The sequence below is a fragment of the Vibrio sp. A37 genome (genome assembly GCF_059777565.1).
Window position 1 is genome coordinate 265,897 of record NZ_JBLNLI010000006.1, and the last position, 26,379, is coordinate 292,275.

Annotated in this window: 26 protein-coding genes; 12 read left to right on the forward strand and 14 right to left on the reverse strand. The window is 43.0% G+C overall.

Annotated elements, in window-relative coordinates:
• The first annotated feature begins 235 nt into the window (after nucleotides 1-235).
• On the forward strand, nucleotides 236-883 hold the full coding sequence (can, locus tag ACM2FC_RS13005) for a carbonate dehydratase (RefSeq protein ID WP_498481355.1): 648 nt from the start codon (nucleotides 236-238) through the stop codon (nucleotides 881-883).
• Between the two features lie 72 nt (nucleotides 884-955).
• Here the strand turns inward: can and hpt are convergent, their stop codons facing one another.
• The gene (gene hpt, locus ACM2FC_RS13010) at nucleotides 956-1,486 is read right to left on the reverse strand and encodes a hypoxanthine phosphoribosyltransferase (protein WP_498481356.1); all 531 of its coding nucleotides are present in this window, start codon (nucleotides 1,484-1,486) and stop codon (nucleotides 956-958) included.
• A gap of 376 nt (nucleotides 1,487-1,862) precedes the next feature.
• Between hpt and ACM2FC_RS13015 the strand changes: the two genes are divergently transcribed.
• On the forward strand, nucleotides 1,863-2,468 hold the full coding sequence (locus ACM2FC_RS13015) for a LuxR/HapR/OpaR family quorum-sensing transcriptional regulator (RefSeq protein ID WP_498481357.1): 606 nt from the start codon (nucleotides 1,863-1,865) through the stop codon (nucleotides 2,466-2,468).
• A 150-nt stretch (nucleotides 2,469-2,618) separates the two neighbouring features.
• Here the strand turns inward: ACM2FC_RS13015 and lpdA are convergent, their stop codons facing one another.
• From lpdA to xerD, 7 genes are all read right to left on the reverse strand, one after another.
• Entirely contained in the window at nucleotides 2,619-4,043 is a 1,425-nt protein-coding gene (gene lpdA, locus ACM2FC_RS13020) for a dihydrolipoyl dehydrogenase (protein WP_498481358.1), read from the reverse strand.
• 228 nt (nucleotides 4,044-4,271) lie between these two features.
• On the reverse strand, nucleotides 4,272-6,143 hold the full coding sequence (aceF, locus tag ACM2FC_RS13025) for a pyruvate dehydrogenase complex dihydrolipoyllysine-residue acetyltransferase (protein WP_498481359.1): 1,872 nt from the start codon (nucleotides 6,141-6,143) through the stop codon (nucleotides 4,272-4,274).
• A gap of 28 nt (nucleotides 6,144-6,171) precedes the next feature.
• The gene (gene aceE / locus ACM2FC_RS13030; protein WP_498481360.1) at nucleotides 6,172-8,832 is read right to left on the reverse strand and encodes a pyruvate dehydrogenase (acetyl-transferring), homodimeric type; all 2,661 of its coding nucleotides are present in this window, start codon (nucleotides 8,830-8,832) and stop codon (nucleotides 6,172-6,174) included.
• A gap of 55 nt (nucleotides 8,833-8,887) precedes the next feature.
• Entirely contained in the window at nucleotides 8,888-9,655 is a 768-nt protein-coding gene (pdhR, locus tag ACM2FC_RS13035) for a pyruvate dehydrogenase complex transcriptional repressor PdhR (protein WP_498481361.1), read from the reverse strand.
• Nucleotides 9,656-10,111: 456 nt separating this feature from the next.
• Entirely contained in the window at nucleotides 10,112-11,851 is a 1,740-nt protein-coding gene (recJ, locus tag ACM2FC_RS13040) for a single-stranded-DNA-specific exonuclease RecJ (protein ID WP_498481362.1), read from the reverse strand.
• Between the two features lie 57 nt (nucleotides 11,852-11,908).
• Nucleotides 11,909-12,649 (reverse strand): bifunctional protein-disulfide isomerase/oxidoreductase DsbC, encoded by a 741-nt coding sequence (gene dsbC / locus ACM2FC_RS13045; RefSeq protein WP_498481363.1) that lies wholly within the window; start codon nucleotides 12,647-12,649, stop codon nucleotides 11,909-11,911.
• A 32-nt stretch (nucleotides 12,650-12,681) separates the two neighbouring features.
• On the reverse strand, nucleotides 12,682-13,578 hold the full coding sequence (gene xerD / locus ACM2FC_RS13050; protein WP_498481364.1) for a site-specific tyrosine recombinase XerD: 897 nt from the start codon (nucleotides 13,576-13,578) through the stop codon (nucleotides 12,682-12,684).
• A 239-nt stretch (nucleotides 13,579-13,817) separates the two neighbouring features.
• Here xerD and fldB point away from each other — a divergent pair, with 239 nt between their 5' ends.
• Nucleotides 13,818-14,336 (forward strand): flavodoxin FldB, encoded by a 519-nt coding sequence (gene fldB / locus ACM2FC_RS13055; protein ID WP_498481365.1) that lies wholly within the window; start codon nucleotides 13,818-13,820, stop codon nucleotides 14,334-14,336.
• Between the two features lie 38 nt (nucleotides 14,337-14,374).
• Here fldB and ampD read toward each other — a convergent pair whose 3' ends face one another.
• Nucleotides 14,375-14,923 carry a 1,6-anhydro-N-acetylmuramyl-L-alanine amidase AmpD gene (ampD, locus tag ACM2FC_RS13060; RefSeq protein WP_498481366.1) on the reverse strand — a complete coding sequence of 183 codons (549 nt, stop codon included), beginning with the start codon at nucleotides 14,921-14,923 and terminating at the stop codon, nucleotides 14,375-14,377.
• Between the two features lie 127 nt (nucleotides 14,924-15,050).
• Between ampD and nadC the strand changes: the two genes are divergently transcribed.
• The 8 genes from nadC to yacG all read left to right on the forward strand — a co-directional run bounded on the left by nadC (nucleotide 15,051) and on the right by yacG (nucleotide 21,637).
• Nucleotides 15,051-15,938, forward strand: coding sequence for a carboxylating nicotinate-nucleotide diphosphorylase (nadC, locus tag ACM2FC_RS13065; protein ID WP_498481367.1), 888 nt, complete (start codon nucleotides 15,051-15,053; stop codon nucleotides 15,936-15,938).
• A gap of 207 nt (nucleotides 15,939-16,145) precedes the next feature.
• A complete protein-coding gene (locus ACM2FC_RS13070; protein ID WP_498481368.1) occupies nucleotides 16,146-16,550 on the forward strand; it encodes a pilin in 405 nt (134 codons plus the stop codon).
• 2 nt (nucleotides 16,551-16,552) lie between these two features.
• On the forward strand, nucleotides 16,553-17,800 hold the full coding sequence (locus tag ACM2FC_RS13075; RefSeq protein ID WP_498481369.1) for a GspE/PulE family protein: 1,248 nt from the start codon (nucleotides 16,553-16,555) through the stop codon (nucleotides 17,798-17,800).
• A gap of 81 nt (nucleotides 17,801-17,881) precedes the next feature.
• Nucleotides 17,882-19,024, forward strand: a complete 1,143-nt coding sequence (locus ACM2FC_RS13080; protein WP_498481370.1) for a type II secretion system F family protein — start codon at nucleotides 17,882-17,884, stop codon at nucleotides 19,022-19,024.
• Between the two features lie 48 nt (nucleotides 19,025-19,072).
• The gene (locus ACM2FC_RS13085) at nucleotides 19,073-19,939 is read left to right on the forward strand and encodes a prepilin peptidase (protein WP_498481371.1); all 867 of its coding nucleotides are present in this window, start codon (nucleotides 19,073-19,075) and stop codon (nucleotides 19,937-19,939) included.
• Between the two features lie 4 nt (nucleotides 19,940-19,943).
• The gene (gene coaE / locus ACM2FC_RS13090; protein ID WP_498481372.1) at nucleotides 19,944-20,552 is read left to right on the forward strand and encodes a dephospho-CoA kinase; all 609 of its coding nucleotides are present in this window, start codon (nucleotides 19,944-19,946) and stop codon (nucleotides 20,550-20,552) included.
• A 32-nt stretch (nucleotides 20,553-20,584) separates the two neighbouring features.
• On the forward strand, nucleotides 20,585-21,325 hold the full coding sequence (zapD, locus tag ACM2FC_RS13095) for a cell division protein ZapD (protein ID WP_498481373.1): 741 nt from the start codon (nucleotides 20,585-20,587) through the stop codon (nucleotides 21,323-21,325).
• Between the two features lie 114 nt (nucleotides 21,326-21,439).
• Nucleotides 21,440-21,637 carry a DNA gyrase inhibitor YacG gene (yacG, locus tag ACM2FC_RS13100; protein WP_498481374.1) on the forward strand — a complete coding sequence of 66 codons (198 nt, stop codon included), beginning with the start codon at nucleotides 21,440-21,442 and terminating at the stop codon, nucleotides 21,635-21,637.
• A 92-nt stretch (nucleotides 21,638-21,729) separates the two neighbouring features.
• Here yacG and rplS read toward each other — a convergent pair whose 3' ends face one another.
• From rplS to ffh, 5 genes are all read right to left on the reverse strand, one after another.
• Entirely contained in the window at nucleotides 21,730-22,083 is a 354-nt protein-coding gene (gene rplS / locus ACM2FC_RS13105) for a 50S ribosomal protein L19 (protein WP_237360921.1), read from the reverse strand.
• 42 nt (nucleotides 22,084-22,125) lie between these two features.
• Nucleotides 22,126-22,869, reverse strand: coding sequence for a tRNA (guanosine(37)-N1)-methyltransferase TrmD (gene trmD, locus ACM2FC_RS13110; RefSeq protein WP_498481375.1), 744 nt, complete (start codon nucleotides 22,867-22,869; stop codon nucleotides 22,126-22,128).
• A 23-nt stretch (nucleotides 22,870-22,892) separates the two neighbouring features.
• Nucleotides 22,893-23,447: a ribosome maturation factor RimM gene (rimM, locus tag ACM2FC_RS13115; RefSeq protein ID WP_498481377.1), complete on the reverse strand. Its 555-nt coding sequence runs from the start codon at nucleotides 23,445-23,447 to the stop codon at nucleotides 22,893-22,895.
• A gap of 20 nt (nucleotides 23,448-23,467) precedes the next feature.
• Nucleotides 23,468-23,716: a 30S ribosomal protein S16 gene (rpsP, locus tag ACM2FC_RS13120; RefSeq protein WP_498481378.1), complete on the reverse strand. Its 249-nt coding sequence runs from the start codon at nucleotides 23,714-23,716 to the stop codon at nucleotides 23,468-23,470.
• A 223-nt stretch (nucleotides 23,717-23,939) separates the two neighbouring features.
• A complete protein-coding gene (ffh, locus tag ACM2FC_RS13125; RefSeq protein WP_498481379.1) occupies nucleotides 23,940-25,346 on the reverse strand; it encodes a signal recognition particle protein in 1,407 nt (468 codons plus the stop codon).
• Between the two features lie 179 nt (nucleotides 25,347-25,525).
• On the opposite strand from ffh, the gene ACM2FC_RS13130 reads away from it, so the two are divergent.
• On the forward strand, nucleotides 25,526-26,320 hold the full coding sequence (locus tag ACM2FC_RS13130; protein WP_498481380.1) for a cytochrome C assembly family protein: 795 nt from the start codon (nucleotides 25,526-25,528) through the stop codon (nucleotides 26,318-26,320).
• Nucleotides 26,321-26,379 lie beyond the last annotated feature (59 nt).

A 26,379-nucleotide genomic window follows, 5' to 3' on the forward strand; every position in this document is an offset into this window, starting at 1 on the left:
TATTCGTTGCTTAAATTCATATTATAAATGTTACATCACCTCGCTGCTGCACTAAACAGTTATTTATATTATTAGTAGTCATATGTTGGCACGAAACCTTATAGTCAAACGGATATAACCCTACTAACTGTATGATTTATGTACACACCTCTGATCAGCTTACCCTAGGCCAACTTTTACAAGCCTCAACTAATAAGATTGTGTATAGTGTTGCAAATTCGTGAGGAAAAGTGACATGCCAGAAATTAAGAAGCTATTTGACAACAACTCTGAATGGTCAAACTCAATCAAATCTGAACGCCCTGAATATTTCACCAAGCTAGCTGAAGGCCAAAGCCCAGACTTTCTTTGGATTGGATGTTCAGACAGCCGCGTTCCTGCTGAGCGACTAACTGGATTGTATTCTGGAGAACTTTTTGTACACCGAAATGTTGCTAACCAAGTTATCCATACTGATCTCAACTGTCTTTCTGTCGTTCAATATGCCGTAGACGTGCTAAAAGTGAAGCATGTTATTGTTTGCGGTCACTACGGTTGCGGCGGCGTGAAAGCATCCATTGATAACCCGAAACTCGGCCTAATCAACAACTGGTTACTACACATCAGAGATTTGTTCCTTAAGCATAAAGCGAGCCTTGAGCAGTTCCCAGAGGACAAATGGGCGGATAAGCTATGTGAAATTAACGTTGCTGAACAAGTGTATAACTTAGGAAACTCAACCATCATGCAAAACGCTTGGGATAGAGGCCAAGAAGTGGAAATTCACGGCGTGATTTATGGCATTGGAGATGGCAAATTAGAAGATCTCGGCGTTCGCTGTGCTAGTTCAGAGTCCTTGAGTGATTCTTACCAAACCGCGATGGAAAAAATTCTCAATCCATAATCGTTTCGGCAAAAACAATAGACAAAAAAGCCTGCTAAATGCAGGCTTTCTCCATTCTGTTTTCCTAGGGCATTATTCCTGAGGAACAACCTTTCCGATATACGGTAAGTGGCGATAGTTTTGCGCGTAGTCGATACCAACACCAACAACAAACTCGTCAGGGATTTCAAAACCAATCCACTTAACATCCACTTCAACTTCACGACGAGAAGGCTTGTCCAATAAAGTACAGATCTCAACTGAATTTGGCTCGCGAAGAGTGAGGATCTCTTTTACTTTATTTAATGTGTTACCTGTATCGATGATGTCTTCCACCAACAATACGTCTTTCCCTTTGATATCGTCATCTAAGTCCTTCAAGATACGAACATCTCGAGAGCTCTCCATCGTATTTCCATAACTCGATGCCGTCATAAAATCGACTTGGTGGATAACTTCAATAGCGCGAGCTAAATCTGCCATAAAGACAAATGAACCACGTAGCAGGCCAACAAGTACTAAATTTTCACTATCTTTATAGTGCTCAGTGATGGCCTTTCCTAGCTCTCGAACTCTTTTCTGAACGTCTTGTTCAGAGATCATAACTTCAACTGTATGTTTCATTGCATTTCTTCAATTGAGTGGCCACTACTGATGCGCGATAAGCTTAGATACTCTTAAATCTTGCTGATTAACACGAGTCGTCACTTATCTGGGCATTTAATAGCCAAAAATGTGCGGCGTATTCTAACACCACTACAAATGATAGTTAAATTATTTAGCTTCAACTTTAAGCAATTTAAGTATTGCCAAAAGTGTAATGCCAATGGATTAGCCATGGACAAGATAGTTTACTCGCATAAGTTTGTACAATATCGAGATAACACATTGACCTATAAGATATGCACCATTACACTCATAGAGCAATATGTAAGTAATATAATAATTAATAGGGCATCAATAGCCTTTATAACAACTCAATTGGCAAGGAAATTAATCTATGGATTCTATTACAAAGAGACCGCGTACGCGCTTGTCCCCGCAAAAACGCAAACTTCAGTTGATGGAAATTGCTTTAGAGGTTTTTGCTCGAAGAGGTATTGGCCGTGGTGGCCACGCAGATATTGCAGAAATTGCTCAAGTCTCCGTGGCAACTGTGTTTAACTACTTCCCCACTCGGGAAGATTTGGTTGACGATGTTCTTACTCACGTCGTTCGCCAGTTTTCAAACTTCCTTTCTGACAACATCGACTTAGACCTCCATATTAAAGACAACCTAACCAACATTAACAATGAAATGGTGAAACTTGTTATCAATGACTGCCATTGGTTAAAAGTTTGGTTCGAATGGAGCGCCTCGACGAGAGACGAAGTTTGGCCGCTATTTATGACGACTAACCGAACCAATCAATTGTTAGTACAAAATATGTTTAACAATGCGATTGAACGCGGAGAAATTAGTAATCATCATAACTCTGAGCATTTAGCAACGATGTTCCACGGAGTGTTCTACTCCCTATTTGTTCAAGCAAATAGACTGCAAGACGAACAGGAAACGAGTAAGCTCATTGACAGCTATCTCAGCATTATGTGTATCTATAAATAGCCGGAACTCAATAAGAGCTAAGATTGATGAGCCTGACTTAATTCATGCCATTTGGCGCAATCAAACATCAATTAGAGCCTTAGTGACTTCCATAAAAAACCGCTGAATTATCAGCGGTTTTTTTACACTTATATTAGCGAAGCGATTATGTTACTTCTTCTTCGCTTTTGCATTTGGCAGGTCAGTAATCGTACCTTCAAATACTTCTGAAGCTAGACCAACAGACTCATGCAACGTTGGGTGAGCGTGGATTGTTAGCGCGATGTCTTCAGCATCGCAGCCCATTTCGATTGCTAAGCCGATTTCACCAAGTAGTTCACCACCGTTAGTACCAACGATAGCACCACCAATTACGCGGTGAGTATCTTTATCAAAGATAAGCTTAGTCATACCATCAGAGCAGTCAGATGCGATTGCACGACCAGAAGCAGCCCATGGGAATGTTGCTGTTTCGTAGTTAATGCCTTCTTCTTTTGCTTCTTTCTCAGTCTTACCAACCCAAGCCACTTCTGGCTCAGTGTAGGCAATAGAAGGTATAACTTTAGGGTCGAAGTAATGCTTCTTACCAGCAATAACTTCCGCCGCAACGTGGCCTTCATGCACACCTTTGTGAGCAAGCATAGGTTGGCCAACGATATCGCCGATAGCAAAGATGTGTGGAACGTTTGTACGCATTTGCTTATCAACATTAATGAAGCCGCGCTCATCCACTTCTAGGCCCGCTTTCTCAGCATCAAGCATTAGACCATTAGGCACACGACCAATAGCAACAAGAACAGCATCGTAACGCTCAGCTTCAGCTGGCGCTTTTTTGCCTTCCATTGAAACGTAGATACCGTCTTCTTTCGCTTCAACTGCTGTTACTTTTGTTTCCAGCATTAGGTTGAATTTCTTCTTAATGCGCTTAGTAAAGACCTTAACCACGTCTTTATCTGCAGCTGGGATCACTTGGTCGAACATCTCAACGACGTCAATCTTAGAACCTAGCGAGTGATATACCGTACCCATTTCAAGGCCGATGATACCACCGCCCATGATAAGTAGTTTTTCTGGCACTTCTTTCAGTTCAAGCGCATCCGTTGAATCCCAGATACGTGGATCTTCATGCGGAATAAATGGCAGTTTGATAGGACGAGAACCCGCAGCAACAATAGCGTTGTCGAAGTTCACAACCGTTTTACCGTCTTCACCTTCCACTTCGATAGTGTTCGCGCCAGTGAATTTACCGAAACCGTTAACCACATTAACTTTACGCATCTTAGCCATACCGCTAAGGCCGCCAGTTAACTGATTGATTACTTTATCTTTCCACAAACGGATCTTGTCGATGTCAGTTTGTGGTTCACCAAAGACAACGCCATGCTCAGCGAGTGCTTTGGCTTCTTCAATAACTTTAGAAACGTGTAGTAGGGCTTTAGAAGGAATACAACCCACGTTAAGACAAACACCGCCAAGAGTGCTGTAACGTTCAATAATTACAGTTTCTAGACCTAAATCTGCACAACGAAACGCAGCGGAGTAACCAGCAGGACCTGCACCAAGTACAACAACTTGGGCTTTAATTTCTTTGCTCATTTTGACCTCTTGTAGTCATTATCCCTAACAGGCTAAGGTGGGTGACATAATGTATTTATAATCAGTTTGTTTTCAAACCACTTTTTGACCGCAACAGTCTACAGAGATGTCAATGGTGTGAAAAGTAAATCCATTTAGCCTGTGAGCTAGACAACAATTCAATTACGAATAACTAATGTTTTAGTTGCTCAATCAGCAGAGGCGACCTTTCGTCGCCTCTTATTCAACTTATAAAACTAGGCGACGGATATCGCTTAGGCAACCATTTAGGTGAGTAATGAAACGTGCACCTTCTGCGCCATCAATCACACGGTGATCGTAAGACAGAGATAGTGGAAGCTGTAGACGCGGCTTGAATTCTTTGCCGTTCCATACAGGTTTCATTTCAGACTTAGAAACACCTAGGATACCTACTTCTGGCGCATTTACGATTGGAGTAAACGCTGTACCACCGATGCCACCTAGACTAGAGATAGTGAAACAACCACCTTGCATGTCAGCTGCAGTTAGCTTGCCTGCGCGTGCTTTCTTAGACACTGCCATTAGCTCTTCAGATAGCTCGTAGATGCCTTTCTTATTCACATCTTTGAATACTGGAACAACTAGGCCGTTTGGCGTATCTACTGCGATACCGATGTTCACGTATTTCTTCAGAATTAGGCTCTCACCGTCTTCAGATAGAGAAGAGTTGAACGCTGGGAAAGCTTCTAGTGCTTTCGCTGCTGCTTTCATAATGAACACAAGTGGAGTGATCTTGATACCAGAGTCTTTCTTCGCTTCGATAGCGTTCTGCTCTTTACGGAATTGCTCAACTTCTGTGATATCCGCGTTATCCCACTGAGTAACGTGAGGGATCATTACCCAGTTACGGTGTAGGTTAGCACCAGAGATCTTCTTAATGCGAGATAGTGGCTTAAGCTCAGTTTCACCGAACTTGCTAAAGTCAACTTTTGGCCAAGGTAGAAGACCAAGAGCTGCACCGTCGCCTTTGCCAGATGCTGCTGCACCAGACTCTAGACGCTTAAGCGCTTCTTTCACGTAGTTTTGTACGTCTTCTTTTAGGATACGGCTCTTACGACCAGTACCTTTAACCTTCGCAAGGTTAACACCGAACTCACGAGCTAGGCGACGAACAACTGGAGACGCATGTGCGTACTCGTTGTTTTCTTGGAAGTCACCCGCTGCTGGAGCGCTTGCTGCTGGGGCAGAAGATGGAGCTTTTGCCGGAGCAGCTGCTGGCGCACTCGCTGCAGGAGCGGCCGCTGGTGCAGCACCTGCGACTTCGAAGACCATGATTAGAGATCCAGTCGATACTTTATCGCCTGCTGCTACTTTGATTTCTTTTACTGTACCTGCAAATGGCGCTGGTACTTCCATTGAAGCTTTGTCGCCTTCAACAGTGATTAGTGATTGCTCTTCTTCAATGCTATCACCAACCGCAACCATGATTTCAGTAACTTCTACTTCATCGCCACCGATATCTGGTACGTTTACTTCTTTTGCTGCAGATGCTGCTGGAGCCGCTGCTGCTGGTGCTTCTGCAGCAGGAGCTGCTGCGCCTGAACCACCTACTTCGAAAATCATGATAAGTGAGCCAGTAGAAACTTTGTCGCCTGCTGCTACCTTGATCTCTTTTAGAGTACCAGCAAATGGAGCTGGAACTTCCATTGAAGCCTTGTCACCTTCAACAGTAATTAGAGATTGCTCTTCTTCGATGCTGTCGCCTACCGCTACCATGATTTCGGTAACTTCAACTTCATCACCACCGATATCTGGTACGTGAACTTCTTTTAGCTCAGACGCTGCTGCTGGAGCAGGTGCAGCAGCTGGAGCTGCTTCTGCAGCAGGAGCTGGCGCTGCCGCCGCTCCTTCTGCTTCAAATACCATAATTAAAGAACCAGTAGAGACTTTGTCGCCTTCTGCAATTTTGATCTCTTTAACCACACCTGCTTGAGGAGCAGGTACTTCCATTGAAGCTTTGTCGCCTTCTACTGTGATTAGAGACTGTTCTTCTTCAACCTTGTCACCAACGCTGACAAGAATCTCAGTAACTTCAACTTCATCCGCACCGATATCTGGCACATTAATTTCGATTGACATTGACTTTTCCTATTTCTAAATCAAGCGCTTACGCGTAAAGTGGGTTTGTTTTTTCAGTATCGATATCGAATTTCTTGATTGCTTCTGCAACCACAGACTTCTCAACATCGCCACGTTTCGCTAGCTCTGTAAGCGCTGCTACAACGACATAACCTGCATTCACTTCAAAGTGACGACGTAGGTTCTCACGGCTGTCAGAACGACCAAAGCCATCAGTACCAAGTACTTTGTAAGATTCAGCTGGAATGAAGGCACGTACTTGTTCTGCGTAGTTCTTCATGTAATCTGTCGCTGCAATAGCTGGTTCATTACCCATTACTTGAGCAATGTATGGGATTTGCTGTTCCGCTTCAGGGTGAAGCATGTTGAAACGCTCTGCCGCTTGGCCATCACGAGTCACTTCGTTGAATGAAGTCACTGAGAATACATCAGACGCGACGCCGTAATCTTCACTTAGGATTTGTGCCGCTTTACGAACTTCGTTCATGATAGTGCCAGAGCTCATAAGCTGAACTTTGCCTTTCTTACCAGCGTGAGTTTCAAGCTTATAGATACCTTTACGAATGCCTTCTTCAGCGCCTTCTGGCATTGCTGGCATTGCGTAGTTTTCGTTCATCAATGTTAGGTAGTAGAACACGTTCTCGCATTCACCATACATGCGACGGATACCATCTTGGATGATAACAGCAACTTCGTAAGCGAATGTTGGGTCATAAGAGATACAGTTTGGAACTGTGCCTGCCATGATGTGTGAGTGACCATCTTCGTGCTGTAGGCCTTCGCCGTTTAGCGTTGTACGACCTGCAGTTGCACCTAATAGGAAACCACGAGCTTGTTGGTCACCTGCCATCCACGCCATATCACCAACACGTTGGAAACCAAACATTGAGTAGTAGATGTAGAATGGGATCATTGGAAGGTCGTTAGTGCTGTATGAAGTTGCCGCTGCAACCCAAGATGACATTGCACCTAACTCGTTAATACCTTCTTGAAGTACCTGACCTGAAGTTGCTTCTTTGTAGTAAGAAACTACGCCGCGATCTTCTGGAGTATATTCTTGACCGTGTGGGTTGTAGATACCAACTTGACGGAATAGACCTTCCATACCGAACGTACGTGCTTCGTCAGCAATGATAGGAACGATGTTCTTACCAATGTTTTTGTTTTTCAGAAGTACGTTTAGAGTACGAACGAAAGACATAGTAGAAGAAATATCACGCTTTTGCTCTTCTAGTAGAGCTTTGAATTCGTCTAATTCTGGAGTAACAAACTCACCAGTGAAGTTAGTTAGACGCTGAGGCGTGTAACCGTGTAGAGCGTTACGACGAGCGTGTAGATATTCGTACTCTTTAGAGCCTTCTTCTAGCTTCAAGTAAGGTAGAGCTTTTACATCGTCGTCAGAAATAAGATCTTGTAGGCCTAGACGATCACGTAAGTGAAGTACGTGTGTCATGTCCATTTTCTTAACTTGGTGAGCGATGTTCTTACCTTCAGCTGCATCACCCATGCCGTAACCTTTAACAGTCTTAGCAAGAATAACTGTTGGACGACCTTTAGTGTCTTGTGCGTTTTTGAATGCAGCGTAAAGCTTAGATGACTCATGACCACCACGCTTAAGTGCGAAGATTTCGTCGTCAGTCATGTCTGCAACTAGTGCAGCTGTCTCTGGGTATTTACCAAAGAAGTGTTCACGAACGTAAGCACCATCTTTAGATTTAAATGTTTGGTAGTCACCGTCGATAGTTTCGTTCATTAGCTGAAGAAGCTTACCAGTGGTGTCTTTTGCAAGTAGAGAATCCCAGTTGTTACCCCAGATAACTTTAACAACGTTCCAGCCAGCACCTTTGAATAGGCCTTCTAGCTCTTGAATGATTTTGCCGTTACCCATAACTGGGCCGTCAAGACGCTGTAGGTTACAGTTGATTAGGAAACATAGGTTGTCCAGTTTCTCACGAGCAGCAAACGAGATTGCACCACGTGATTCTGGCTCATCCATCTCACCGTCACCTAGGAACGCATATACGCGTTGGTCAGTCGTATCTTTCATACCACGACCGTCTAGGTACTTAAGGAAACGTGCTTGGTAGATAGCTGAGATTGGGCCAAGACCCATAGATACTGTTGGGAACTGCCAGAATTCAGGCATCAATTTAGGGTGTGGGTATGAAGGGATGCCTTTACCATCAACTTCTTGACGGAAGTTATCAAGCTGCTCTTCAGTCAAACGACCTTCAACAAATGCACGAGAGTAGATACCTGGAGAGATATGACCTTGATAGTAAACTAAGTCACCACCGTCTTTCTCGTTTGGAGCACGGAAGAAGTGGTTGAAACATGTTTCGTAGAAAGCCGCTGAAGACTGGAAAGACGCCATGTGTCCGCCTAGCTCCAAATCTTTCTTAGAAGCACGTAGAACAATCATGATTGCGTTCCAACGGATGATAGAACGAATACGACGCTCAAGAGTGGTATCACCTGGGTAAGCTGGCTCTTGATCTGCTGGAATAGTGTTGATGTAGTTAGTGGTGATACCAGTAGGCATATCAACACCATCTAAACGCGCTTTATCTAGTACCTGCTCTAACAAGTACTGAGCACGCTCAACACCTTCTTCGCGCACTACGGACTCGAGCGCTTCGAGCCATTCTTGAGTTTCAAGTGAGTCTACGTCATGCTTCATATCAGACATGGAGAACTATCCTTCTGTTGGTTGGATCTACTTTAAACAAGTAATTGGTCGATTTTTACGACTCATCACTGCGTTGAATTCGTCGTAAAGAACGCTCTCTACGCGACTCTTCTCGGGTCAAATCCAACAATGTTTCTTCTATATAAGCTAAATGTGAATGAGACATTTCACGCGCCTTTTCAGGCTGACCAGAAACAATAGCGTCCACAATATTAGCTCTGTGTTTACTGACTTTCTCAACTACTTCCTCGCGACGATGAAGTAGTTTTAAATTTTGTAATACGTTTTGCTCAAGAAGAGGAAGCAAGCTACGGACGATATGCAGCAACACAACATTGTGAGCAGCCTCAGTTAAAGTTACGAGAAAGTTCATAACTGCTGATGCTTCAGCTTCCACATCTTGCTTACTTTCTGCTTCAGTAATTCGGTCTAAACAGCCTTGAATACGAGCAAAATCTTCTTCGGTTCCTCGCAATGCTGCGAAATAGGCTGAAATACCTTCCATCGCATGACGAGATTCCAATAGATCTAATTGAGTTTCAGAATGGCTGGCGAGCAAGTTAAGCAATGGATCGGAGAACCCTTTCCAAATGCCATCATTAACAAACGTACCCCCACCTTGACGGCGTGTAAGTAAACGCTTGGCTTCCAGACGTTGAATGGCCTCTCGGATAGAAGGACGAGAGACATCGAACTGCTTTGCAAGTTCACGCTCTGGCGGCAGTTGCTCCCCAGGAGAGAGAGTACCTTCAACAATTAAGCGTTCTATCTCTTGTTCTATAACGTCAGAGAGCTTCGGCTGACGAATCCTTTGATAAGCCATAGTAATTATTCTTCTACTCTTAAAGGCAATTGGTAATACCAATTTTAAGTGGGGTAGAAATTAACATAACTAATTTTCAACTTCCAGATAAATATTGACCAAAATCAATGAACCTAGTGTTGAGAAACTAACCATTAACATACAGAAACATTTATGAATAGGTAAATGGTATTACCAATTACAATATTGACAAAAGAAAGGGAGTGTTAAAGTGGAGTAAAAAAGATGAAATGCATTCTATTTTATGACCTTACAAAATTAAATGCTATTTTTGTCAAAGTAGCGTTAGTTTAGCGTGCTTCAAGCTGCATAGGCCACAGCTGGGTAAACTTAAGTTCCAACAATGGTAGGAAATGCCAAACTTGTGAGGAAAATCAAATTTACTATTTAAGTTTTAAACCACCATTTCAAAAAAAAGGCGCTCAATCTAACACCTTTTATACTGAGTACATGCGATCAATTAGGTTCTATATGATCAATCATCATTTGCAAAGACTGACTACCACGAAATTCGTTGATATCTAATTTAAACACCACTCTCGCTGTTTTCGTCGCATGGTCTGGCCAACGCCTTAAATCAACATTGAAAGCAATTCCATCAATGGTCACGTTGGTTGGATGCCCTTTGTACAGAGGCTCCAACATTAACTTGAGATGCTTCTCCCCAACCAACTTTTGATGCAGTATTTTAAATTCACCATCAAATAAAGGCTCAGGAAATGCCTGCCCCCAAGGCCCAGCTGAACGAAGTAACTCAGCAGTGTGCATAGAGTACTCTTCTGGTTTCAATTCACCATCGGTAAGTACTACCCCCTTTAGAGCACCTTCATCAATTTCTTCACGAACTTTTTGATCAAAGAGTGTTGAGAAATGCTCCAAATTATCCTCTTTTATTGATAACCCAGCCGCCATAGCGTGTCCACCGAACTTGAGGATCAAACCTGGATTTTGGGTATCGAGACGATCCAAAGCATCTCTCATATGGAACCCTACGATAGAACGACACGAACCTTTTAGCACCCCTTCCCCGCCATCAGCAAATGCAATCACGGGTCGATGAAATTGCTCTTTGATTCGAGAAGCGAGAATACCAATCACACCTTGATGCCAATCTCTTTGGAATAACACTAAACCAGAAGGTAACTTAGCATCTTTGCTCAGCTGTAACCTTTCACAAAAGGCCATCGCCTCTTGTTTCATTCCCTCTTCAATTTCCTTTCGAGTTTGGTTTAAACCATCTAGCTCACAAGCCATTCGTCTAGCAGCATGGATGTTATTGCTCATCAATAGTTCAACACCGAAAGACATATCATCTAGCCTGCCCGCTGCATTAATCCTAGGGCCAAGAGCAAACCCAAAATCTGACGCGACTAATCTTTTGGCATCACGTTTCGCGACTTCAATCAAAGCTTGAATCCCCGGACGAGCTTGACCTGCTCGAATCCTTTGTAATCCTTGATGTACTAGAATGCGATTGTTCTCATCCAGAGGCACCACGTCGGCAACCGTACCTAAGGCCACTAAATCCACCAGCTCCATTAACTTTGGCTCTGGCATGTTTTGTTTTTCAAACCATCCGCGCTTGCGCATTGATACGCACAGGGCCATCATCAAGTAGAACACTACGCCTACGCCCGCTAGAGATTTAGATGGAAATTCGCATTCATGCAGGTTTGGATTAACCATAGCGTCTGCAATTGGCAAAGTCTCTCCTGGCAAGTGGTGATCAGTGACAATAACGGTGATGTCATTGTCCTTAGCGTATTTCACACCTTCAATAGATGAGACGCCGTTATCAACCGTCATAATCAGCTCAGCTTGCATAGCAATCGCTTGATCGACAACCTCCGGGCTTAGGCCATATCCATCTTCAAAACGGTTCGGCACTAAGTAATCCACATTGTGACTACCCAACATGCGCAATGCTAATACCGATAACGCAGAGCTCGTTGCGCCATCTGCGTCAAAATCACCGACAACAATAATGCGTTTATTCGACTCAATTGCTTCAAAGAGTAACTCGACTGCTCGATCAATCCCAAAAAGCGCTTGGTAGGAATGTAACGATTTCGCGGTTTTTTCTAGCTGTTTCTCAGACGTTATACCGCGATTTAAGTAAATACGTTTAAGTAATGGAGGAAAGCTGTCTGGGAGATGAGATAAATCTGGATCTGGTCTACGTTGAATTTCTATCATTATTTGAGTTGAACAGGTGGTTTATTTAAACCACCTGTTTCCTTTTATTACTTTTAGTTATTGATTTTGCAATCGCTTGAGCAAATCTTGAGGTGGCAAATATCCACCAACCATTTCACCATTTGGTAAGAAAATCGCAGGAGTACCTTTCACGCCCAGTTCTACACCAAGCGCGTATTGCTCTGCAACGCTCGCCTGGCACTGCGCAAACTTACTGCTTTTTTCATCTGGTAATTTACGCTCTAGTTTAGCATCGTGCATCGCTTCTTTTGGATCTTTCGCACACCAAATCGCTGCCATCTGGTCAGCTACAGGGCTTTGTGGGCCTTGTCGCGGAAACGCTAAGTAGTCCACAGTAATACCTAAGTCGTTGTACTCTTTGATTTGCTTGTGTAAGCGTACGCAGTAACCACAAGTAATATCGGTAAATATAGTAACGACATACTTTTCATTCTTTGCTTTAAATACAATCGCTTTGTCTTTAAATTTAGCAATTTTTTCGGCGTTGATAGGCGCCTGCTTTTTAGCCAACACATCCTCATAAGCACCATCAGGCCCTAAACTGTAGAGCGTTCCAGCAATAACATGAGCGCCATCATACGAAGAGTAAATTACTCCTCCTGACGTATTCACTTGAAACAAGCCATTCATGTCCGTTGGTTCAACGCTCAACACTTTAACACCAAGCCTGTGAACATGTTTTTCAATCAGGTTCAGATTGTACTTTGGCTCCGCAGCATGGCTTGCGGCCATGATAAAAGGCAGAATACACAGGATAATAATTCGTAATACTTTCATGAAACTTCCCTATAAATAAATGAACCCTAGAGTCAAGCTCGAGGGTGATGCTCGTTGTGAATCTGCTTCAGTCTCTCTGTGGCAACGTGAGTATAAATTTGAGTGGTGGATAAGTCACTATGCCCAAGCAGCATTTGTACGACTCTGAGATCAGCGCCATAGTTCAACAAATGCGTCGCAAATGCGTGCCTTAAAACGTGCGGAGATAATTTTTCGGAATCGATACCTGCAATGGCGGCGTAATGCTTAATCCGGTGCCAAAAAGTCTGCCGAGTCATTTGCCTTGCTCTTTTACTTGGAAATACAACATCCGATGTATTTTGTCCAAGCAGCACGCCCCTACCTTGATTTATAAACATATCAATCCAATCTATGGCATTTTCTCCCATCGGGACTAGGCGTTCTTTACCGCCTTTACCAGTAATACGTACAACCCCCTGACGCAGGCTCATATTTTCCATCGTAAGGCTAACTAGTTCAGTGACTCGCAGCCCTGTCGCGTACAACAGCTCTAGCATCGCTTTATCTCGCAACTCCATAGGATCATTTGGATCAGGCGCTTCAAGCAACGCTTCTACCTGCTCCTCAGTCAGATCTTTTGGCAAACGCTGGGGAAGTTTTGGACTCACTAATAAAGCGGTCGGATCGTCGGCCCGAACTTTTTCGCGGTGCAAGTATTGGAACAAGCGACGAATGGCAGATAACATTCTTGCTCGGGAAGTTTGCTTATAGTCTTGGTCTGCAAGCCAAGTTTGGTACTCTTGCAAGCCAGATAAGCTAATAAAATCGAGACGGTAGTTGTTGCTCTCCATCCATTTCAATAGCTTAGTGATATCAGTACGATAAGACGCAACCGTGTTTTCTGACAGTCCTCGCTCCATCCACATGGTATCTAAAAACTGTTCGACTAACACTTGATCAGAAGACATCGTCGTTGTCACTTTAACCCTCGATATATTGCGTTGCTGAACCAAATTAAAAGCACACATTAACCCTGTTAGTGAATTGAAAAGCTTTGGTTGCAACTCCTTAAAATGAAGCTATCAGGTTAATGCACCTAAGCGCAGTAAGCTATAAAAATGTGTTTCTGTTCTCACAAAGGCTGCATCTATTAACAATAGTCGTTAGAATATGCCCCTCCTACAATTTTACATACGCGATAACCACAATGAAAATTGGCCTATTTTATGGTTCAACCACTTGCTACACAGAAATGACTGCTGAGAAAATTCGCGCTTTCATTGGTGAAGACTTGGTGGAGCTACACAATGTAAAAGAAACGCCTCTTGCATTAATGAACGACTATGATTTGCTGTTGGTTGGTATATCAACATGGGACTTTGGTGAAATCCAAGAAGACTGGAATGAGATCTGGGATACCATTAGCAAGGTTGATTTGTCGGGTAAAGTTGTTGCGTTGTTTGGTTTAGGTGACCAAGAAGGCTACGGAGAGTGGTATCTTGATGCTATGGGCCTTTTGCATGATGAGCTAGTGAAAGTTGGCGCGAAGCCAATCGGTTACTGGCCAAATCAAGGCTATGAATTTGACGACTCGAAGGCTCTTACCGAAGACAAAAGCCATTTCGTTGGCTTAGCTCTCGATGAAGATTCGCAATACGAACTTAGCGATGAGCGTATCGAAACGTGGTGCACTCAAGTTCTAACAGAGTACAACGACACGCTTTAAGCTCTGGCTTCTAGCTTCTAGCTTCTAGCTTCTAGCTTCTAGCTTCTAGCTAGTAATTCTCGATACTTCTGCCAATCAAACACCAGCCCCGGGTCTGACTTACGGCTTGGGGCAATGTATTGATGTCCCGCAATACGAGGTGGAGTGATATCAGGATAACGCTGCATAATTTTTTGACTCAACTCAGCAAGCGACTGATATTGCTCTTCGGTATAGGCAACGAAATCACTTCCTTCTAGCTCAATTCCAATCGAATAGTCATTGCACTTATCTCTTCCTGCAAAGCTCGACTGTCCTGCATGCCATGCTCTATCCATAAAAGAAACAAACTGCACCACTTCACCATTGCGTCGAATTAGACAGTGCGCAGACACTTTCATTTCATGAATAAAAGCAAAATAAGGATGTTCATTTGTATCGAGCTTGCCGGTAAAAAACTGCTCTATATAGTCGCCACTGAACTGGCCGGGCGGAAGGTTAATATTGTGAATCACAAGCAGTGAAACGTCTGCTATATCCTGACGTTTATCGAAGTGAGGAGAAGGTACCTTTTTGGCATCTTTAAGCCATCCGTCCTGATCGATCATATATGAACACTATTATTTCCAAACACTTAATGATATTAACCTCTTCTACGACAAAAGCGAATTTTACAGGTAAAGTTCATTGGCGTATGATTCGCAGCACAATTTCAACTAAACCAGCTAACTTGCGATGAAAAACCCACACAACAGCGCCGAACGCCTAGAATACTTAAAGCAGCAACTGCCATTAGAAATCTCTCGCTCTGTCTCTGATGCACTGAAAGAAGACCTAGGTGGAACATTGAATCCATCTGCTGACATCACCGCAAGTTTAATCCCTGCTGATAGCGTCAATGAAGCAACGATCATCACTCGTGAACATGGCGTATTTTGTGGCAAAGGTTGGGCTGATGAAGTGTTTAAGCAGCTAGGTGGTGAAGTCACTATTGAGTGGCAGGTAGAAGATGGCGACAAGGTAGAGCCAAACCAAACGCTATGTAAACTTAAAGGCCCATCAAGAGCACTGCTTACTGGCGAGCGCAATGCGATGAACTTCATCCAAACCCTGTCGGGCTGTGCTTCTCTAACGGCGACTTATGCTGAAAAGCTGGAAGACACTGACTGCCGGTTATTGGATACTCGCAAAACCATTCCTGGCCTGCGCAGTGCACTAAAATATGCCGTAGCGTGTGGTGGTGGCTTCAACCACCGTATTGGCGTATTTGATGCGTATCTAATCAAAGAAAATCACATCATCGCTTGTGGCGGAGTAGAAAAAGCAATTCAAACAGCAAAAGAGCTCAACCCTGGTAAGCCAGTTGAAGTTGAGACAGAAACGTTAGAGGAACTAAAACAAGCCATCGACGCTGGCGCAGATATCATCATGCTAGACAACTTTACCCTAGAGATGATGAAAGAAGCGGTAAAAATCAACGCAGGCAGATCAGCACTGGAAAATTCAGGCAATATCACGCTAGACACAATCCGAGAGTATGCACTGACTGGCGTAGATTACATTTCGGTTGGCGCACTCACTAAACATGTACGAGCAATGGATTTGTCAATGCGTTTGAAATAGCCCTCTTTCACCCAAGTAAGCTCAAGTTGCTTATTTGGGTGCCTTTCTCGACGTAATACCTAAAGGCTGTCGAAATAAACTGTAATGGCATTAAAATTAAGTATTAGCCTACCAGACTTGCCTCTTAAAATTACTGGGTTTCTCTCCACTTATCCAATGATAAAAATTTAAGCTTTCGTCAGTCCTAAATCGAATTTAGAAAGCGAAATGTACAATCCACTGTTTAAGTCCCAGCAAGGTTTCACCCTAATAGAATTAATGATCGTCGTAGCAATAATCGGCATCCTTTCATCAATCGCACTTCCGGCATACAAAGACTATGTAAAGAAAAGCGAAGTAGCCGCCGCAGTAGCGACAATGAGTGCCTTAATTGCCCCCGCAGAAATTTACTATCAAGAGGTGGGAGAAATCGGTGACTCAACGGACTTAGCAGATCTAGGTATATCATCAGACTCCAGTGCACTAGGCACTATTTCAGTCGCTAGCTCAAAACTGGTCTTCACTTTCAGTAAATACGAAAATAGTGCGATTACCTTAACACGTTCAGATAGTACTGGCTGGAGTTGCGCAGCATCAGGGGAAGCAGCAAACTTAGTCACTGGGTGCCTATAAACGTGAAAGATAATCCTTCTATATATTCAGCCAATAATAGTCACATTAAGAGTTCCATATCTGGGCCTTCGACAGCATTCTTCATCAATGAAGCTGATAACTCCCCTTCAGATGAGATGTTTAAAAAAACAATACTAGACGCACTTAGAGCCAAAACTTCAGATATTCATATTGAACCCTATGAGCACTTCTCTCGAATACGCTTTCGTTGTGATGGAATATTGGCTGAGTATCAAAGACCTAGTTTACCTTCTTACAAAAAGCTCATCGCGCATATAAAAGTACTCGCTGAGCTTGATATTTCAGAGCAAAGAAGACCCCAAGATGGCAGAGTTCAATTTCGAGAGGAAAGTACCCGTCAAGTCGACCTACGTGTCTCAACGTTACCCACTCAGTGGGGAGAAAAGCTCGTACTGAGAATACTTAAGAGCAGCAAAGAAAACCTAAAAGTTGAGCAACTTGGTATGAGTAAAAACCAACAAGCCCTATTCCTAAACACATTAAAAAAATCGCAAGGTCTTATCCTAATTACAGGGCCAACAGGAAGTGGAAAAACCATTTCTCTCTACGCTGCCTTGCAATACTTGAACAAACCAGAAGTCAATATTGCCAGCGCCGAAGATCCCATTGAAATCACCATTTCAGGAATCAACCAAGTTCAGGTTAAGCACAAGATTGATTTCACTTTTAGCCAAGCTCTCCGCGCCTTCCTTCGACAAGACCCTGATATCATTATGATAGGTGAAATTCGAGACAGCGAAACTGCGCGAATGACGGTGAAGGCTGCTCAAACTGGACACTTAGTTTTATCGACGCTACACACAAACTCAGCCGCTGAATCTCTTACCCGGCTTTTAAGTATGGGAGTTGAAGCGTACAATCTCGCCTCTTCAGTCTCTCTTATTGTTGCCCAGCGGTTAGTCAGAAAATTATGCCCGGCATGTAAGCTACCTCTACAAGATGCAACGCACATACCACTAAAATCAGATGTTAATGACGTCACCTTATATGAAGCCAATAGTTCGGGGTGCAAACATTGCAATAAAGGCTATTTGGGGCGATTAGCGATTTTTGAAGTCATATCAATGAGCGACAAGCTCACTGACATGATATTGAACGGCGCCTCTTCTCAGCAGATAGAACAGTATAGACAAGAACAAAATATACAATCTCTATACCAGTCGGCAGTTGAAGCCTTCTATATGGGAATAACCAGTTATCATGAAATAAAGCGAGTGCTTAGTATATAAACATTCACTTAATCCTATATGCTAAAACGTTACTACTGGACAGGGCTTGATAGAGAAGGAAAAGCGATATCAGGAGTGATAATGTCTTTGTCTGCAACTGAAGTTCGCTCGATACTACTTGAAGAAAAAATACGACTGCGTGATATGAAGTGTGGTCGAATATCTTTTGTTGACCGTAAAAAACACGCCCTCACCAGTAAAGATATCACCCTATTTACTCGGCAACTCGCAACCCTTCTATCGGCAGGACTTCCCATTATTAGCTGCTTAAAATTGGTAGCAAATCAATCGACAAAAGAAGAGTTAAGATCGTTAGCTTACTTGTTGAGATCGCAAATTGAATCAGGGGAAACCTTCACACAAGCACTATCCGTTCACCCTCACCATTTTGATCAACTGTATTTGTCACTAATAAGAGCTGGCGAAGAGTCTGGAAATTTGGAAAGCACTTTGCAAAAACTTGCTGAAAACCGAGAAAATATTGAGCAATTAAAAGGACAAATTCAGCAAGCGATGCTTTACCCACTTATTATGATCTGCTCCATTTTTGCCGTAAGCTACATCATGCTAACCATGGTAATCCCAGAGTTTGAGCTCATCTTTAATAGCATGAATACTGAACTGCCGTGGTTCACTCAAAAGGTAATTCAGCTTTCCAAGGTAGTACAGTCTGACGGAATCATTATCTTGGTATTGCTATCTGGTCTAATGATTTTACTCACCGCAGCAAAAAAACGTTCAGAGTTTTTGCAGTTAAAAGTGAGCCGCTGGATTTTGCGCTCCCCTGTAATGGGTCAAATTCTGATAAAAAATGCTCTTTCAAGGTTCGGACGCACTTTATCGACCAACTATAGAAGTGGGCTTCCCCTATTAGCCAATCTCACAATCTCAACCTCCACCATCAACAACCTATACTTGCAAAAAGCTGTTGAGCGAGCTCAGCGAAATATCCGACTTGGTATGCCTATTCATCAAGCACTAAGCAATGAGAAAGCTTTTCCAGAGCTAATGGTGCAAATGGTTATGATAGGAGAGCAATCAGGCAAACTTGATGAAATGCTTGAAAAGCTCGCCAACATATACGATGCAGAAGCGAGCAATAGCATCAATAGGTTAAGCACATTATTGGAACCGATACTTATTCTGTTATTAGGTATACTAATAGGTGGTTTAGTTATCGCAATGTATTTACCTATCTTTAACTTAACTAGTGTATTGGGCTAGTATAGTGCCTTCACTATACTCTGGTTATGGGACAATAGAGTTCTCTGTATGGACGCCATTTATTACTATCCTTGGATTTTTACAGCCTTTGCTACCGTTTTGGGGCTCATTATTGGTAGCTTTTTAAACGTCGTTATTGTTCGGCTACCTCAGATGATGGAACAAGAGTGGCGCGAGGAATGCGCAGAGTCTTTTCCTGAATACAAGATAGAACCAGTAAAAAAGCCAATCTCATTAAGTTCGCCTCGTTCATCTTGCCCTAAGTGTCATACTCAGATACGTATTATTGACAATATACCTGTACTAAGTTGGCTATGGTTAAGAGGTAAATGCCACCACTGTAAAGAGCCTATCAGTGTTCGATATCCATTTATTGAGCTTTTATCTGCGGCGCTTAGCTACGCAGTCGCATCGCATTTTGGCTTCAGCTATTACGCCATCGCGGTCATATTACTTACGTTTGCTCTAATCGCTGCCACTTTTATCGACTTCGATACATTACTCCTACCAGATCAAATTACGCTACCACTCATGTGGCTAGGCATTAGCTTGGCATTATTCCAAATTAGCCCCGTATCTCTTTATGACTCAGTATTAGGAGCTATTGCCGGTTATTTATCGCTATGGCTGCTGTATTGGGGATTTAAGCTGCTAACTGGTAAAGAAGGCATGGGCTATGGGGACTTTAAGCTTCTCGCAGCATTAGGGGCTTGGCTCGGCTGGCAATATCTTCCGATGGTAATTCTGCTCTCTTCATTAGTTGGATTAATTTTCGGACTTATACAAATTCGACTACAAAGCAAAGGTAAAAATAACGCTTTTCCATTTGGGCCATATCTGTCCATCGCAGGCTGGATTAGCATCATCTGGGGAGAACATATTGTTCGTTGGTATTTCGGTTTCGTTTTAGGGTGACAAAATGACCTTCGTAGTAGGATTAACAGGCGGTATCGCCAGCGGAAAAACCACAGTCGCCAACTTATTCAATGAACTCTACAACATTGATATCGTAGATGCTGATATTGTTGCACGTGAGGTTGTTGAGCGTGGCACCGAAGGCTTAAAAGCCATCGCGGAAAAGTTTGGCTCTGAAATATTGATGGCTGATGGTAGCTTAAACCGCAAGGCACTGCGAGAAAGGGTTTTCTCGAACTCAAGCGACAAAGAATGGCTAAACAACCTGTTGCATCCTATGATTCATCAGAGGATGTTAACAAATTTACATCAAGCTAAGTCAACCTATGTATTAATGGTTGCACCGCTACTGATTGAGAATAATTTGCAATCAATGGTAAGTCGTATCTTAGTAGTTGATACTGATAAGGAAATACAGATTAAGCGAACAATGGATAGAGATAAAGTATCTCGCACTCAAGCTGAAACCATTTTGGCAGCACAAGTGGATAGAGCAAATAGATTAAAGAATGCGGATGATGTGGTTATAAATAGTACAGATATAGATAAACTTTTGCCTCAAATCACAGAATTACATCAAAAGTATCTAGCAATTTGCGAGGAAAATCGGTGAGAATAAGATTTAAGGAACGAAAGGCTGATTAGATGAGCACGCACTATTTCGAACATCCATTAAACGAAAAAACTCGTATCTACCTGCGAGTGGAAGCTCTTCTTAGCCAATTAGACACCTCTTCTCAGTTTAAAGACGAGCTACAACATCTATTATTTTTTCGGTCACTATTTGATTTATTAGAAATTTTCGAGCAAATTCAGCTCAAAACAGAGCTAGCCAAAGACATTGAAAAGCAACGTATAACCTATAAAAGCTGGTTAGACGTTGACGGCGTCGATCAGGAGATGTTGCGAAGAATTTTAGACGAAGTAGCCACTGTACATAGTGAACTAATGTCCGCGGAGCGCTTTGGTCAATCACTAAAAGAGGATCGCTTCCTTAGCACCATTCGCCAAAGGTTTAACCTACCTGGTGGCGCCTGCTGTTTTGATTTGCCAGCTCTTCACCATTGGCTGCACCTTCCCAAGGATAAAATAAATCAAGACACCTCCGGTTGGGTCGGTACCTTGTTACCACTGTCCAATGCACTAAAACTGTGGTTGAAATTGGCACGGGAGACTGGGCGGTTTGAGGAGCAAGTGGCGGCTGCGGGCTTCTACCAAAGTGATGCCGAAGAGGCCAATATTTTACGTCTAAATATTCCTCTCAATTACGGTGTATATCCAATGATATCTGGACATAAAAATCGCTTTGCTATCAAATTCATCGAATTCCACTCTGGCCAAGCTTGTACGCAAGATATTCATTTTGAACTGGCCGTGTGTAGCTAATACCAGCAGCAGTGATTAAGTGTACAGAAAGTGATTGGGGCCGGTATAAGGTAAAATTCGATTTCCATAGCACCTCTGATATACTCTGGCATTATTTTCTGATTCGAATACATCATGAATAGCAAGTTAACAATAGTAAAATGCCCGCAATGCTCTACTGAAGTAGTTTGGGGTGAAGACAGCCCTTTTCGACCTTTTTGTAGCAAAAAATGCCAATTAATCGACTTTGGTGAATGGGCTGATGAAGAAAACTCTATTCCTGGTGCGCCAGATATGTCTGATGCAGACGGGTGGTCAGAAGAGCAGTATTGATACTCATTACTCTACTCAAAAAGTTAGTTACCAGATAAAACAAACGGAGCCGATTGGCTCCGTTTGTTTTTATGAGAACGCTAGTAATAGCATTACTTCTTAGCAAGCTTCTCTTTAATACGAGCAGACTTACCAGAACGCTCACGTAGGTAGTACAGCTTGGCACGACGTACTGCACCACGGCGTTTAACTTCAATGCTATCAACCATTGGAGAGTGAGTTTGGAACGTACGCTCAACACCTTCACCGTTAGAGATCTTACGAACGGTAAATGCAGAGTGTAGGCCACGGTTACGTACAGCGATTACAACGCCTTCAAAAGCCTGTAGACGCTCACGGTCACCTTCTTTTACCTTAACTTGCACAGCAACAGTGTCACCTGGTGCAAATTTTGGTAGGTCTTGTTTCATTTGCTCTTCTTCAAGAGCTTTGATGATGTTACTCATTTTCTAAATTCCTAGAATAAACTGATACTCAAATAAATTAGGTTACTTTGCGTTATGTTCTTTAATGAACTCAGCAAGTAATAGTTCCTGTTCGTCAGTCAGAGCTAGGTTTTCCAGGAGCTCTGGTCTTCTTAGCCAAGTTCGGCCCAGCGATTGCTTTAATCGCCAGTGACGAATGTCCTTGTGGTTTCCTGACTTCAGTACGCTGGGTACTTCCAATCCATCTAACACATCAGGACGCGTATAGTGAGGACAGTCTAATAAGCCATTAGCAAAAGAGTCTTCTTCTGCTGACGCCATATCACCAAGTACGCCCGGAACAAACCGTGATACTGTGTCGATTAACGTCATGGCAGGGATTTCTCCCCCTGTCATCACAAAGTCTCCAATTGACCATTCTTCGTCAACTTCAGACTGTATGATACGCTCATCTACCCCTTCGTAGCGGCCACAAATAAGAAGCAAGTTCTCATTGTTTGCCAGCTCTTCGACTCCTTGTTGGTCGAGTTTACGACCTTGAGGAGAAAGGTAAACAACCTTCGTCTTTCCCGGTGCTTTATCCTTGGCTGCATGGATAGCGTCGCGTAAAGGCTGAACCATCATTAACATGCCAGGGCCACCACCGTAAGGTCTATCATCGACAGTTCGATGTTTGTCGTGAGTGAAATCTCTAGGATTCCAAGTCTCTACCGACAAAAGACCTTTTTTAACCGCTTGACCTGTGACTCCATAGTCCGTAATCGAACGAAACATTTCAGGAAAAAGGCTAATTACGCCGATCCACATCGTTTTCTCGCTCCTACGGGGAGTTAAAATCCAGGATCCCAGTCAACTTCGATCCGTTGAGCTGTGCGATCAACTTTCTTGATCACTTGCTCTTCAAGGAACGGAATCAATCGTTCCTTTTGGCCAAAAGCATCTTTCAAGTTTGCCTTCACCACCAAAACGTCGTTGGAGCCAGTCTCTAATAGGTCAGTGACCTCACCAAGGTTATATCCCTTAGTGGTAACGACTTGCATACCAAATAACTCACGCCAGTAGAATTCATCTTCTGACAATTCCGGTAATGATGCTGGGTCTACTGCAATTTCAAAGTTAGTCAGTAAGTGCGCTTCTTCGCGTACTTCCAGACCTTCCAGTTTTACCACCATACCTTTGTTATGGCGCTTCCAACTTTCTACTTTGTACTCAACCCAATTGCCTTTTTGGTTAATAAACCAAGGGCTGTAATCAAAAATGCTCTCAGCATTGTCTGTAAAGGAAAAAACTTTGAGCCAGCCACGAATGCCATAGGTAGAACCAAATTTACCCATCACAATCTTGTCGTTTTGCTTACTCATCGCGTCTTTACCTTCCATCGACATTGCTAAATTACTATCTAGAATTAAGCCGCTTTTTGAGCGTCTTTAACTAGCTTAGCAACGCGGTCAGAAAGAGATGCGCCTAAACCAACCCAGTGGTTTACACGATCTAGGTCTAGACGTAGACCTTCTTCTTGACCAGTAGCAGTAGGGTTAAAGAAACCTACTTTCTCGATGAAACGGCCAGTTGCCGCGTTACGGCTGTCCGCTACTACGATTTGATAAAATGGACGCTTTTTAGCGCCATGACGTGCCAAACGAATGGTTACCATGTCGTCCTCTTTGCTTTCTCAAAAATAAAATTAACCCCAGAAGCCATCCAAAAAAACAGCTTGGGGTCTCGTGCCAAAATAAAGCCCCGGAATTTTACTCTTATTCCGGGGCATTGCAAGGTTTTTAGCTACTTTTTAGCCATTGTATTTCCACTCGATTTGCCAAAACGACGCTAACAGAATGAAAAATAACAAATGACTAGAATCTAGTGAAAATCAGCGATTAACGGCCAAATGGATTAAATCCACCGCCACCGCCCATTCCACCCATGCCGCCAGGGCCACCACCGCCCATCATGCCTTGCATATTTCTCATCATGTTGCGCATGCCACCTTTCTGCATCTTCTTCATCATTTTCTGCATCTGGGTGAACTGCTTAAGTAAGCGGTTTACATCTTGAACTTGCGTACCTGAACCCGCCGCAATCCTCTTCTTACGTGAACCTTTAATGAGCTCTGGGCGCTTACGCTCTTTCATTGTCATAGAGTTGATGATCGCTTCCATCTGTTTGAAAGCTTTGTCGTCAACATTATCTTTGACATTGCCAGGTAAGTTGCTCATTCCCGGGAGTTTATCCAACATCCCCATCATGCCGCCCATGTTCTGCATTTGGCCAAGCTGTTCGCGGAAATCTTCAAGGTCGAAACCTTTCTTTTCCTTAAACTTCTTCGCCATTTTTTCGGCTTTCTCTGTATCTACATTCTTTTGTAGATCTTCAATCAGAGAAAGCACATCACCCATGCCGAGAATACGTGAAGCAACACGATCTGGGTGGAACGCTTCTAACGCATCGGTTTTTTCACCAACACCTAAGAATTTGATTGGTTTACCCGTAATATGACGTACAGATAACGCAGCACCGCCGCGAGCATCACCATCAACTTTCGTTAAGACCACACCAGTAAGTGGGAGAGCGTCGCCGAAAGCTTTTGCAGTATTCGCCGCATCTTGACCCGTCATCGCATCGACAACAAACAGTGTTTCTACTGGATCGATAGCCGAGTGTAAGTCTTTAATTTCAGACATCATCTCTTCATCAATCGCAAGGCGACCTGCGGTATCGACAATCAGTACATCGAAAAACTGTTTCTTGGCATGATCGATAGCAGCATTGGCGATATCAATTGGCTTTTGATCAGCTGAAGATGGGAAAAAGTCCACTTCCAAATCTGCTGCCAATGTTTCTAGCTGCTTGATCGCAGCTGGGCGATACACGTCGGCAGAAACGACCAAGACTTTCTTTTTGTCTCTTTCTTTAAGTAGCTTAGAAAGCTTACCGACACTGGTAGTTTTACCTGCACCTTGTAAACCGGCCATTAAGATGACAGCAGGTGGCTGAGCAGCTAAGTCTAATTCTTCGTTCGACTCCCCCATCACCGCTTCAAGCTCAGCTTGAACGATCTTAATAAACTCTTGTCCCGGCGTTAAAGATTTAGAAACCTCAACACCAACGGCTCTTTCTTTTACTCGCTTGATAAAGTCACGTACGACAGGTAAAGCGACGTCTGCTTCTAGCAAAGCCATACGCACTTCACGTAGCGTATCTTTAATATTCTCTTCGGTCAGACGACCTTTACCGCTGATGTTCTTCAGCGTTTTGGATAATCGATCCGTTAAATTCTCAAACATAAGCTCTCTTCGCGAATTAGGCGATAATTTGTAGGAGTATACCTCAGCAATAGATATAGTCATACTTTAACAATAAAGTTGAACTAACATATCTTAGATTTGGATCAACATATGGCGTAGCTCAACAGCGTGTTACAAGGTATAATTCTTAACCAAGTTTATTAAAAATAACGAGAAAAATGGACGACTATATCGCTGTCATTGCAGCTTTGTTATATGTATTGGCTATCGCAACCATTGTTCCTGGCTTAGTGCATCAAACCGGTATCCGCACTCGCACTGTTTTCTTCAGCGCTGCTTTAGCGCTTGTATTCCATGCTTGGCTACTTAGTGATTTGATCTTTGATAATACCGGCCAAAATCTAAGCATGCTCAATGTCGCTTCTCTCATTAGCTTTATTACTGCACTGGTCATGAGTATTGCTATGCTAAGAACCAAGCTGTGGTTTATTTTGCCTGTCGTCTACAGTTTCTCGGCAATAAACTTAACCGCAGCAGCATTTGTTCCAAGCGTTTTCATGACGCACTTGCAACATGACCCACGCTTGCTCATTCATATAACATTCGCATTATTTTCATATTCAACTCTTACTATCGGAGCCTTGTACGCTTTGCAGTTAGCTTGGCTCGACTATAAGTTGAAAGCGAAAAAAACGATTGCTATTAACCCAAACCTACCTCCATTAATGATGGTAGAAAGGCAGCTTTTCAACATCATACTCATTGGTAATGTGTTACTGACTGGCACACTGATTACTGGTTTTTTCTTTGTCGAGGATATGTTCGCTCAAGGCAAAGCACATAAAGGCATATTGTCATTTGTCGCTTGGATTATTTATTCCATTCTGTTATGGGGACACTATCAGCGAGGGTGGAGAGGAAGAAAAGTGACTTGGTTTGCAGTTGCTGGCGCAACCTTATTAACACTAGCGTATTTCGGCAGTCGTTTTGTAAAGGAAATCATTCTGACCTAATCTTTTGAGATTATGTGCATTCAGCAGCACTTTCTTTTACAATGAAAATTCGCTATGTC